This is a genomic window from Acinetobacter sp. P1(2025) (genome assembly GCF_051390655.1).
Classification (GTDB): domain Bacteria; phylum Pseudomonadota; class Gammaproteobacteria; order Pseudomonadales; family Moraxellaceae; genus Acinetobacter; species Acinetobacter junii.
Genome location: NZ_JBPKBJ010000093.1, coordinates 1 through 12,242, shown reverse-complemented (window position 1 = coordinate 12,242; position 12,242 = coordinate 1). Strand labels below are relative to the sequence as shown.

At 38.6% G+C, this 12,242-nt stretch carries 9 protein-coding genes and 1 pseudogene; 7 read left to right on the top strand and 3 right to left on the bottom strand.

The annotated features are described in order from the left end of the window. Positions 1-182 precede the first annotated feature (182 nt). Entirely contained in the window at positions 183-740 is a 558-nt protein-coding gene (locus tag ACSC97_RS16305) for a VTT domain-containing protein (protein ID WP_436661978.1), read from the bottom strand. A 307-nt stretch (positions 741-1,047) separates the two neighbouring features. Beyond that, positions 1,048-2,976 (bottom strand): ATP-binding cassette domain-containing protein, encoded by a 1,929-nt coding sequence (locus ACSC97_RS16300; RefSeq protein ID WP_436661976.1) that lies wholly within the window; start codon positions 2,974-2,976, stop codon positions 1,048-1,050. A 211-nt stretch (positions 2,977-3,187) separates the two neighbouring features. Here ACSC97_RS16300 and ACSC97_RS16295 point away from each other — a divergent pair. The 6 genes and pseudogenes from ACSC97_RS16295 (at position 3,188) to erpA (ending at position 9,435) form a co-directional block, all read left to right on the top strand. After that, positions 3,188-4,192, top strand: a pseudogene (locus tag ACSC97_RS16295) (putative solute-binding protein). A gap of 47 nt (positions 4,193-4,239) precedes the next feature. Next, the gene (locus ACSC97_RS16290; RefSeq protein ID WP_151830163.1) at positions 4,240-5,247 is read left to right on the top strand and encodes a putative solute-binding protein; all 1,008 of its coding nucleotides are present in this window, start codon (positions 4,240-4,242) and stop codon (positions 5,245-5,247) included. A 222-nt stretch (positions 5,248-5,469) separates the two neighbouring features. After that, positions 5,470-6,471, top strand: a complete 1,002-nt coding sequence (locus tag ACSC97_RS16285; protein ID WP_436661980.1) for a putative solute-binding protein — start codon at positions 5,470-5,472, stop codon at positions 6,469-6,471. Between the two features lie 215 nt (positions 6,472-6,686). Next, positions 6,687-7,694: a putative solute-binding protein gene (locus tag ACSC97_RS16280; RefSeq protein ID WP_129261225.1), complete on the top strand. Its 1,008-nt coding sequence runs from the start codon at positions 6,687-6,689 to the stop codon at positions 7,692-7,694. A 277-nt stretch (positions 7,695-7,971) separates the two neighbouring features. Beyond that, a complete protein-coding gene (locus ACSC97_RS16275) occupies positions 7,972-8,976 on the top strand; it encodes a putative solute-binding protein (RefSeq protein WP_004914600.1) in 1,005 nt (334 codons plus the stop codon). Between the two features lie 123 nt (positions 8,977-9,099). Beyond that, positions 9,100-9,435 (top strand): iron-sulfur cluster insertion protein ErpA, encoded by a 336-nt coding sequence (erpA, locus tag ACSC97_RS16270; RefSeq protein ID WP_004914604.1) that lies wholly within the window; start codon positions 9,100-9,102, stop codon positions 9,433-9,435. A gap of 50 nt (positions 9,436-9,485) precedes the next feature. Here the strand turns inward: erpA and ACSC97_RS16265 are convergent, their stop codons facing one another. Further along, positions 9,486-10,619 (bottom strand): anhydro-N-acetylmuramic acid kinase, encoded by a 1,134-nt coding sequence (locus ACSC97_RS16265; protein ID WP_004914607.1) that lies wholly within the window; start codon positions 10,617-10,619, stop codon positions 9,486-9,488. A gap of 61 nt (positions 10,620-10,680) precedes the next feature. Between ACSC97_RS16265 and tyrS the strand changes: the two genes are divergently transcribed. After that, entirely contained in the window at positions 10,681-11,913 is a 1,233-nt protein-coding gene (gene tyrS, locus ACSC97_RS16260) for a tyrosine--tRNA ligase (RefSeq protein WP_436661972.1), read from the top strand. Positions 11,914-12,242: the final 329 nt, after the last annotated feature.

Genomic DNA, 12,242 nt, shown 5'->3' with positions numbered 1-12,242 from the left:
TTGGCAGAAGAAATTATTTAGACCAATGATCAAAAACTTCATTGATGACTTTATTCTCGATAAAAATCATCTGCTACCACAGAGAGTCTATAAATAATAGTGCGTAAGTCCTAGATCATTATAAAAAAGAGCTTAAAACTAAACTGGTTTTAAGCTCTTTTTTGTTCCACGTGGAACCTTTACTATTGGTCAACTAAATCATTCACCTGAATTAAGGCATGACCAAATAAATATCCTGCGGTGACTAAAACACTGATCCATAACAATGCGCCTAAAACGTTATAGACTACGAAACGCATATAATTCATGTTGCCAGAGCCTGCTGCTAAAGGGGCAAAAGAGCGCGCAAAAGGAATAAAACGTGCGAGAAGAATCGTTTTACCACCATGAGTTAGGAAGAATGTATTAGTCTTTCTTAAATATTCTTGTTTGATAAAGCGTGAATCCATTTTAAAAATACGATCACCAAAATGACGACCAATATGATAATTCACCATATAGCCCAATGTTGCGGCCACGAACAATAAACTAATCATATAGCCAAGATGCATCATTTCAATGACTGAGCAGAGTGCACCAACAGTGAGTAATAAACTATCACCAGGGAGGAAGAACATAAAAACAAAAGCGGTTTCTGCAAATATAATTAAAAAAAGAATAGCGTAGATCCAAGCGCCATATTCTTGGATCAAGATTGGAAGAAAATGTTCAAAATTAAAAATAAAATCTAAAGAATTCATTCAGTTTGTATGAGTCCAAATCGGGTACTTACCAAATTGAAGTACAAAAAATATTAAGAAAGTAGACGTTTTAAACGTCGATCGAAAGTCACAACTTTAGAATGATGGGAGCTGAGTATATCGAGCCTAAACACAAAGCTCAATTTTTGAGGAAATTTCCATTTTTTTAATTTAACTGATTAGATAGAAAAAGACATGATATTTAAATGTGGATTATCAATGTAATTGAGTTTGAGTTTCTATTTTTCTTGTATTGATTAAATTGAAAAAACCTAACCACACATTTTGTGTGGTTAGGGGATGTTACTTAGTTTTCAAATGAGCCTTCAAGTTCTTCTAAACTCATCATGAATTCTAATAATTGCTCTTCAAAATTTTCCAATTTGGCTTTGAGTTCATTTTGTTCATTCATGAGCTTCATAAGATCGTTTTTGCGATTTGCTTCATAAAGTGTCGTGTCACCTAGAAGTTCTTCGATCTCAATGAGTCGTGGTTGAATTTTACCAATCTGTGATTCGACTTTTTCCATGTCTTTTCGGATAGGTCGAGTCAGTTCACGACGGCGAGCAGCTTCTTTACGTTGAGCTTCTTTATCAACTTTAGGAGCAGCAGCTTGAGATGAATTGCTCTCTTGTTGTGAAGCACTCTGTGCATTTATTTGTTGTTGGCGCGCTTCACGTAACCATTTGGCATAGTCTTGAAGATCACCTTCAAACTCTGTGCATTTTCCTGCATGAACAAGTAACAAATCATCGCACACACTTGCAATCAATTGACGTTCATGCGAAACCAAGACCACCGCACCCTCAAAATCTTGCAATGCCATGGTCAAAGCGTGGCGCATATCTAAATCTAAATGGTTAGTCGGTTCATCTAGAATCAGTACATTAGGACGTTGCCAAACAATTAAAGCTAAAGCCAGACGAGCACGTTCTCCACCAGAGAAGCTCTCACATGGTGTGTCCATGCGTTCACCACTGAAGCCAAAGCCACCCAAGAAAGAGCGTAAAGACGCTTCACTGATTTGTTTATCTGCGATACGTGCCAGTTGAAGCATTGGGCTTGCATGCGCGTCTAAAGCATCCATTTGATGCTGAGCAAAATAACCGATATTAAGAAGTTCAGAAGCTTTACGCTCACCAGCTAATAGTGGCAAGTCACCAACCAAGGTTTTGATTAGAGTGGATTTACCTGCGCCATTCATTCCGAGTAAGCCTATTCGAGAGCTTGGCGTAATCTGCAAACGAATTTTTTCAGCGATGACTTTGTCGCCGTAACCGATCGTTGCACCATCAAGACTGAGTAATGGTGAACTCATTTTGGTAGGTTCACGGAAGCTAAAGGTGAAAGGTGTATCCACATGTGCAGGTGCTAATTGCTGCATACGTTCTAATTGTTTAATCCGACTTTGGGCTTGGCGGGCTTTGGTGGCTTTTGCTTTGAAACGATCAATAAATTTCTGTAAATGAGCACGTGTTTCTTGTTGCTTCTCAAAAGCTTGTTGTTGTTGTGCTAAACGTTCGCTTCGTGTGGTCTCAAATGTTGAGTAATTTCCTGTATACAAGGTTAATTCTTGGTTTTCGATATGCAGAATATGATCAGTGACTGCATCCAAGAAATCACGATCGTGTGAGATTAAAACCAGAGTACCCTCATAAGCTTTAAGCCAGTCCTCAAGCCATAAAATTGCATCTAAATCTAAATGGTTGGTTGGTTCATCTAATAATAATAAATCTGAACGACTCATCAGTGTTCTAGCAAGATTAAGTCGCATGCGCCATCCACCTGAAAAGCTGGCTACATTTAATCGAATTTGATGATCTAAAAAGCCTAGTCCAGCCATCAGTTGTGCTGCTTTAGCAGGGGCAGCATAGCCATGAATTTCATCAAAACGACCATGAAGCTGTGCCAAATCCTCATTACTTAATTGATCAGGATACGCGAGCTTTTCTTGAATCGTCCAATACTCTTCGTCACCTGAAAGTACGAAGTCGATGGCAGGAATATCTAAGGCTTTAATTTCTTGTGCCATATGAGCCACTGTCCAAACAGATGGACGACTTAGATTTCCCTCATCAGCGACCAAATCACCTAAAAGTGCTGCAAATAACGTAGATTTTCCTGCGCCATTTACGCCCGTGAGACCAATTTTCCAGCCTGGATGAAGTTGCATAGATGCTTTTTGGAAGAGAACGCGCCCACCACGGCGTAAAGAAACTTGGTCAAATTGGATCATGAGTATGCAAAATAGCGAATAGATAGCCGCATTTTAAGGTGATCCGAAGCGATTGCAAATTTTTATATGAATTTATGCAAAGCTGAAATCAAATGCATTTAGATGATAAAAATAGAGTAAAAACTCTACTTCTGTGTTTAAAATCAGAATATTATTTAGTTTAGATGAAAAAATAAGTAACAAGACCAAAACTATACGACAGGAATTCAGGATGAATAAGGGAATTTTGGCATTGGGGGCAATGTTAATTTTGGGGGTAAATACATCATCAAATGCGGCAAAAGTTTGTGTATTTGATCTATTAGGTAAGTCAGGAGAGGCTTACAAAATGATTGAATAGTGGGCGTTAGCTGCAAAAGTTTGGCGTGGTGATATTGATCTGATCAGTTACCAAAATGAAGCTCAGGCTGAAAAGGATTTTCAACAAGGGAAATGTGATGGCGTGTATATGACTTCTATGCGCGCGCGAACTTACAATAAATTTGCTGGGTCTGTTGATGCGATTGGTGCAGTTCCAACCTACGCAATAGCCCAAAAAGCAATCAGCTTTGCCTTAGATAAACGTAATCAGCGTCGTTTGGTAAGTAGGGTTGGAAATCAGAGCTAAGAAGTTGCAGGTATATCAGAAATTGCTCTGGCATATATATTCGTCCGAGATAAAAAGATCAACACCATTGAGAAAATCAAAGGGAAAAAATTTGCGGTGCTTGGATATGACGAAGCACAAAAAATTGTCGTTCGAAGTCTAGGTGTGCAAGCAGTATTGTCAGATATTTCGGATATCGCAAAGAAATTTAATAGTGGTCAAGCTGACATCATGGCAGCACCAGCCTACGCATATAAGCCTCTAGAGCTATATAAGGGGCTTGGAGAGGATGGAGCAATCATTACCTTTCCAGCTGTAAATATGACAATAGATCTGATTATTCGTCCTGAAAAATTTTCGAGTAATTTTGGACAAAACTCACGAGATTGGTTTCTTGGACGCTTAAAAAGTAATTTCACCTTGATACAACGCATGGAAGCGGATTTACCTGCAAAATACAAAATTAATTTAAGTCAGGAAGATAAAACCCGTTATCAACAAATTCTACGTGAAGCACGAATCAGTTTAACCAAGCGTGATATTTATGATTCAACCATGATGAGTGTTTTAAAACGTGCACGTTGCACGGTTGAACGCACAAACTTTGAATGCAGTCTTGGTGGTGAATAATTTTTTGTTTTTTTAAAGTGTGTTTTTATTTTTTTATAGGGGGAAAAATGAAAAAGGGGCTATTTGCTTTATCAATCTTAACATTGATGGGGTTTGCAACGACTGTTCAAGCAAAACAAAAAGTATGTGTATTTGATTTATTAGGAAAAGCAGGTGAAACATTTGGAGTGACGCAAGAATGGGCTGTCACGGCTAAAAATTGGCAAGCTGAAATTCAATTGATCCCATATCAGGATGAGGCGAAGGCACAAAAAGACTTCGAGTCAGGAATCTGTGATGGTGTGTATATGACCTCTATGCGGGCCCGCAAATACAATCGTTTTGCAGGTTCGATTGATGCGATTGGTGGTGTGACCAGTAATGATGTAGCACAAAAGGCGATTAGTTTTGCTTTAGATAGACGCAATAAGCACCGATTACTGGCAAAAGTTGATGATCAAAACTACGAAGTTGCTGGCATTTTACAATTTGGTTTGGCTTATGTTTTTGTACAAGATAAAAATTTAAATACGATCGAAAAAGCCAAAGGAAAAAAGTTTGCCTATCTTCACTACGATATAGCTCAAAAAGCAGTAGTAGATAGTTTACAAATGATTTCAGTACCTTCAGAAATCTCTGATTTTGTAAAAAAATTCAATAGCAAGCAGGTTGATGTGATTGCTGCACCTGCGTACGCCTATAAGCCACTCGAGATTGAAAAAGGGATTGCAAAGTCGGGAGCCATGTTTACCTTCCCAGTTGTAAATATCACAGGAGATTTAATTATTCGTCCTGAAAAGTTTCCTGTTAATTTTGGATTAAAGTCACGGGAATGGTTTGTTAAGCAGCTACCGAAAAGCTTTACGATGGTTAAACGCCTAGAAGACTCTATACCCGCGAAATATAAATTGAGCTTAGGTAAAGAAAATGAGGTTCGCTATCAACGAATACTAAGAGACGAACGTATTAATCTGACGAAACAAGGTGTATACGATCCGATTATGATGAGTGTTCTAAAAAGAGCACGTTGTACTGTAGAACGCACAAACTTTGAATGCTCCTTAGGTGGTGAATAGTAAATATCCTGATCCTAATTCTGAATTAGTCCAAATATTTCAATCAAATGCTTTGCTATGAGACATCGTCAATTGACTCTTTAGAAAGTGTGATCAGGATAGTTAAATATCTGAAAAACCCGACATATGTAGACAAAAGGACTAGGCTTTTAAATAAAACCTGACTATATTTGTCCTTAGCTGGTGGAAAATATGCAAAAACAGCAATTAAGGGAAAACAAGATGAAAAAAGGACTTTGGGCACTGAGCGCTGCAACGCTTTTTGCCATGACCACTTCTGTGCAGGCAAAACAAGAAATTTGTGTATTCGATTTGTTAGGCAAGGCTGGGGAGTCTTATAAACTGATTGAAGAGTGGAAGCTTGCATCAAAAACTTGGCAGGGTGACGTTGAGTTAATTGCTTATCAAGATGAACAAAAAGCTGAACAAGACTTTGATGCTGGTAAGTGTGATGGGGTTTACATGACCTCAATGCGTGCGCGGAAATATAACAAATTCGCTGGTTCGATTGATGCTGTGGGTGCGGTAACGAGTAATGCAATTGCGCAAAAAGCAATTAGTTATGTGCTCGACAAACGTAATAAAAGCCGTCTGACTGCAACAGTCAATGGGGAAAAATACGAAGTTGCGGGAATCATTGAAGTCGGTCTTGCCTATATTTTTGTGCGGGATAAACGAATTGATACGATAGAAAAAGCGAAAGGAAAAAAATTCGCTTATTTGCATTACGATCAGGCACAAAAAACAATTGTTGAAAGCTTAGATCTGATTGCTGTGCCATCCGATATTTCTGATTTTGTGAAAAAATTTAACAGCGGTCAGGTCGATGTGATTGCTGCACCAGCATATGCCTATAAACCGTTAGAAATTAGCAAAGGATTGGCAAATGGTGCTTTGTTTAATTTCCCTGTTGTGAATATCACAGGTGATCTGATTATTCGTCCAGGTAAATTTCCTGCAAATTTTGGTACTCAATCGAGACAATGGTTCATCAATAAACTTCCAAGTAACTTTGCCATGGTGCAACGTTTAGAATCAGGCATGAATGCCCGAAAAATTAACCTATCGAATGAAAACAAAGTACGCTATCAAAAAATGTTACGAGAAGGGCGTATGAATCTAACAAAACAAGGCGTTTACGATGCTACTATGATGAACGTACTCAAACGTGCACGTTGTACTGTTGAACGTACAAACTTTGAATGTACATTGAGTGGAGAATAGAAGTTTTACGTTATTTCAAATCGTGAACCTTAGCGTACAACTTTTGACTTATCACAAAAATGTCTAATAAAAGAAGTGGATGATATAAAAAAGGACAAATATTAAACAATCTTGACATAAAAATAGAGTACAAGCTCTATTTTTTTTCAGAAAACATGATTAATATTTGCTTCGAACAAGGAGACAAACATAAAGTTTGTGAAAGGATGAAAAATATGAAAAAAATTGCATTAGCTATTGCAACAACTGCGATGATGGGCATGTCAGCATCTGCTCAAGCAAAAATCGATGTGTGTGTATTCGACTTATTAGGGAAGTCAGGTGAATCATACAAAATGATGCAAGACTGGGCACTTGCTGCAAAAGGTTGGGGTGCTGACGTTAACCTTCTAGCAATCACTGATGAGCAAGTTGCTGACAACAATTTCAAGGCTGGTAAATGTGCTGCTGTAGCAATGACAGCAATGCGTGCTCGCCCATACAACAAATTCGCGGGTTCTATCGATTCTTTAGGTGGTGCGCCGAGCAATGAAATTGCTCAACGTGCGATTACTTACGTTCTAGATGCTCGTAATGCTGCGAAGATGACGACTAATCTTGGTGGTAACAAATATGAAGTAGCGGGTATCTCTCCATTGGGTGCTGCGTATATCTTCGTACGTGACAAGAACATTAACTCATTTGAAAAAGCTGCTGGTAAGAAATTCGCTGTATTGGGTTACGATGATGCTCAAAAAATCATGGTACAACGCGTAGGCGCTCAAGCAGTACTTTCTGACGTTTCTAACTTCGCTGCTAAATTTAACAATGGTCAAGTTGATATGGTAGGTGCGCCTGCTTATGCATACAAACCATTAGAATTGAGCAAGGGTTTAGGTACTAATGGTGGTATCTTCAACTTCCCAGTTTTACAAGTAACTGCGGATCTTGTTATTCGTCCAGAAAAATTCCCTGCTGGTTTTGGTCAAAAATCTCGTGATTACTTTGTGAAGCAACTTCCAAAAGCATTCGCAATGATCAAACGTTACGAAGCTGAAATTCCAGCGAAGTACAAAATGAACTTAAGCGCAGAAGATACATTGAAGTATCAAAAATTATTACGTGATGGTCGTATGGATATGACTAAGCGTGGTATTTACGATGCAGGTATGATGTCTGTATTGAAAAAAGCTCGTTGTTCAGTGAACAAATCAAACTTTGAATGTGCATTACCTGGTGAATAATCAGTAATTGCCAAAAATGACACTTAAAGCCTAGATTTATCTAGGCTTTTTGTTTTTTTTTGATCGTCATTTAAGTCATAGCCTTTACTTTAAAATCTCGTAATCATAATGAGATAAAAATCAAATGAAATCGTGAAGATTAAAATATATTTTGATCAGGAAGATTTACGATTGATGATGAGGGATTTCGTTTATATACCATTAGGGAATTAAACGTGGTTCTACGATTTTGGGTGTGATGTCACAACAATCACCAAAATGCAAAGGAAAAAAGAACATGCAATGGTTTAAAACATTAATGCTTGCAACAGGTGTTGCAGTCGTATCCGCAGGCGCTCAAGCAAAGCAAACAATCTGTGTATTTGATATTGTTGGTAAAAGTGGCGATGTTTACGCACTTATGAAAGATTATCAGCTCGCTGCAAAGACTTGGGGCGCTGATATCGAATTAAAAGTTGGCACCAATGAGGCTGTAATTGCTGAAGACTTTAAAGCTGGAAAATGTGATGGTGTGAGTATCACAGGAATGCGTGGTCGCCAATTCAATAAATTTACAGGTTCTCTCGATGCAATTGGTGCAATCACTGACTTAAAACTTGCAGTTAAAGTGATGCAAGGTCTTGCTAGCCCAGTGTTCGGAAAATCGATGGTCAATGGCAAATATGAAGTTGTCGGTGTGATCCCAGTCGGTGATGCTTATTTACTTGTTAATGATCGTAATATCAATACGGTGGCAAAAGCTGCAGGTAAGAAAATTGCGGTATTAGACTATGATGAAGCACAAAAAATTATGGCTTCACAAGTCGGAGCGCAGGCTGTAAGTTCAGATATTACAAACTTTGGTGCAAAATTTAATAACGGTCAGGTTGATATTATTGGTGCGCCAGCAGCTGCATTTAAACCTTTGGAATTGCATAAAGGTTTGGGTACAAAAGGCGCAATTGTGAATTATCCGATCTTACAAGTGACAGGTAATTTGATTATTCATCCAGATAAATTCCCAGCAGGATTTGGTCAAAAGTCACGCGAGTGGGTTAAAAGCCAACTACCACGTGCATTTGGTATCCTTGGTAAAATGAAGGCGGATATTCCGCAAAAATATTGGATGGAAGTTCCTGAGTCTGATAAGCCAGGCTATCAAAAACTTATGCGTGAATCACGTATTAACCTGACAGCAAAAGGGATTTACGATAAACGCATGATGAAGCTTTTGTGGCAATTCCGTTGTAAAGAAAATCCAAAGAATTTTGAATGTGGCTTACAAGACGAAAACTACAAATAATCTTGTAAAAGTATTTTGAATAGCCCTTTAAAACTTCAAATACAGACCTGATATTGAGTATGCTATACTGAATATCGGGTCTTTTATGTATGAAAGACAAAGAAAAGTCGAGGAATATCCATCATGAACGCACAAGCTCTTGAATTGTCAGATAATGCTGCCAAAAAAGTTCGCCAATTACGCGAAAGTGAAGGGAATAATGATCTTATGTTACGTGTCTATGTAACAGGTGGAGGTTGTTCTGGCTTTTCTTATGGCTTTAACTTTGCAGAAAGTGCCAATGAAGACGATGCTGAATTTACCAATGGTGATGTTAAAATGTTGGTTGACTCATTAAGTTATCAATATTTAGTCGGTTCAGTCGTTGATTATCTAGAAGGTTTGGAAGGTTCACGTTTTGTTGTACAAAACCCAAATGCAACAACGACGTGTGGTTGTGGATCTTCTTTCTCGATTTAAGTTTAAAAAAGATATAAAAAAGCTTCTCGATATGAGAAGCTTTTTTGCTATTACACCGCCGTAATTGTCCCCAAGATACGATTTCCTGATGCACCCGTGACAGCTGGTAAATTACCACTGAGTTGTTCCATAAAACGCATCGCTAACCAAGCAAAAGCTGTGGCTTCAACCCACGTTGGAGCAAGACCCAGCGCATCTGTAGTTTGCACAGACCAATTATGCTTGCGCAAACGCCAGCGCAGTTGTTCAAGTAAATATGAATTATATGCACCACCACCACAAACATAAATTTCACCTGTCGGCATAGCATCTTTACTGCGATAAATTGCTTTCTTAATTGCACGAGTTGTCAGTTTCATTAAGGTTGCTTGAACATTCTCTGGTGTATCTTCAAGTTCATCGTACTCTAAATCACTTCGCCAATCGCTAAGCTGCTCATCCAACCATTCTAAATTAAAGTCTTCACGACCCGTACTCTTCGGAGGTTCTTTTGCAAAAAATTCGTGTGTTTGTAAACGATCTAGCAATGAGCGAATGGGATTGCCGTATGCAGCCCAGTCACCATTCTCGTCATATGGATGACCTGTATGACGATGACACCATGCATCCATCAAAATATTGGCTGGACCTGTATCAAATCCATATACGCCGTCCGCATTGTTTGCAGGTAGCATACTGACATTTGCAATTCCGCCCAAATTTAAGATGACGCGATGAATACTGTCATGCTGAAACAAGGCCTGATGGAAAGCAGGAACTAAAGGTGCACCCTGACCACCAGCAGCCATATCCCGACGTCTAAAATCCGAAATAACAGGGATACGAGTGATTTCAGTAATAATATTGGGATCACCAATTTGCAAGGTAAACCCATGTTCAGGACGATGACGAATAGTTTGCCCATGTGAGCCAATCGCTTTAATTTGATTTCGATCTAAATTATTTTGTTTGATCAGTTCATTGATACCATGTCCAATCATCTGTGCCAGAGCCACATCAGCTTTGCCCATACGATCGATTTCGTTATCATCAGGCAAAGTGAGCGCCATCAATTCATCACGTAATTCTGGATCAAAAGGAACAGTCAGGGTTGCGTGCAAAGTTAAAGGATTAAAAGAAGCTGCAACAATATCAACACCATCCATGCTTGTGCCAGTCATTACACCAATATAGATTGCGCTCATATACAACTTCCCCTGCAAGACGCTGAAAAAATGTTAGTATATCGCACAAATTGAATAACTGATGTGTTTAGGTTTTGTGATGTCAAATTTCTTGCCCGCCGAAGAACAGCTTGCTCTCATCCAACGAGGCACGCACGAGATTATTTCTGAAGAAGATTTATTGAAAAAACTCAAAGAGAATCGTCCACTACGTGTAAAAGCAGGCTTTGACCCTACGGCTCCTGATTTACATTTAGGACATACTGTTCTCATCAATAAGTTAAAAACCTTCCAAGATTTAGGGCATGAAGTCACATTCTTAATCGGTGACTATACTGCGATGATTGGTGACCCAACGGGTAAAAGTGCAACACGTCCGCCGTTGTCAAAAGAACAAGTCCTTGCTAATGCAAAAACATACCAAGAACAAGTCTTTAAGATATTAGATGCAAATAAAACTAAAGTCCGTTTTAACTCAGAATGGTTCAATCAGAAGTCTGCTGCTGATTTGATCCAATTGGCGAGCCAACAAACCGTATCACGTATGTTAGAACGTGATGACTTTACTAAGCGCTATAACAATCATCAGCCTATTGCCATTCATGAGTTCTTATATCCATTAGTACAAGGCTATGACTCAATTGCGCTTGAAGCAGATGTTGAGTTAGGTGGTACAGACCAGACCTTTAACTTGTTAATGGGGCGTACCTTGCAAGGTCGTTATGGTCAAGAATCACAAGTGTGTATTACAGTACCTATTCTTGAAGGTTTAGATGGCGTAAATAAGATGTCTAAATCTTTAGGCAACTACATTGGCGTGTTCGACACACCAGGGGCAATGTATCAAAAAATCTTGTCGATGCCAGATAGTTTAATTGAACGTTACTTTGATCTACTTAGCTTTAAGTCATTAGATGAAATTAAAGTTCTACTTGAGGAAATGGCTGCAGGTCGTAATCCACAAGAAATTAAACGCATCTTAGCACTTGAGCTTGTTGAACGTTTCCATGATGCAGAAGCAGCAGAAAATGCACATAAGAGTGCAGGGAATCGAATCACTGAAGGTGAGGTTCCTGAAGATACACCCGAAGTAACTATTTCTCGTGCTGAATTTGGTGGTGAATTATTTATTGCAACTATTTTACGTGTGGCGGGTCTAAATCCGAATGCAGCATCAGCTAAAGATGCCGTTGGACGTGGTGCAGTTAAAGTTGATTGGAATGTTGTGGATATGAGTTTCTCTGTAAAAGAGAATGGAACTTATATTATCCAGTCTGGTAAAAAAGCCATTGCCCGTGTGACGTTTACTGACTAATACAGCAATTAAAAAACAAAAAGCAGGCCATGAGCCTGCTTTTTGTACATAAATAGATGATAAAAACAACGAAAACATCAGATTTGTAGAAAAAAGAAACATGCAAAAGAAAATAATAAAAAACAGGGTTGCAAGCGATTAGAAATGCTGTAGAATGCACATCCATCGGCGGTGATGCGGATAAAAACTTGTTGAGAAACAAGGATTTGGCTAAAGTGGTTAGATTCTTGGGTTGGTTGATAAGTTTTAAAAATATCTAAATTACCTGTTGACTTTAAAGAAATTTAGAGTAATATAGCCGACCTAGCTTGATGATGACGAATCATCGA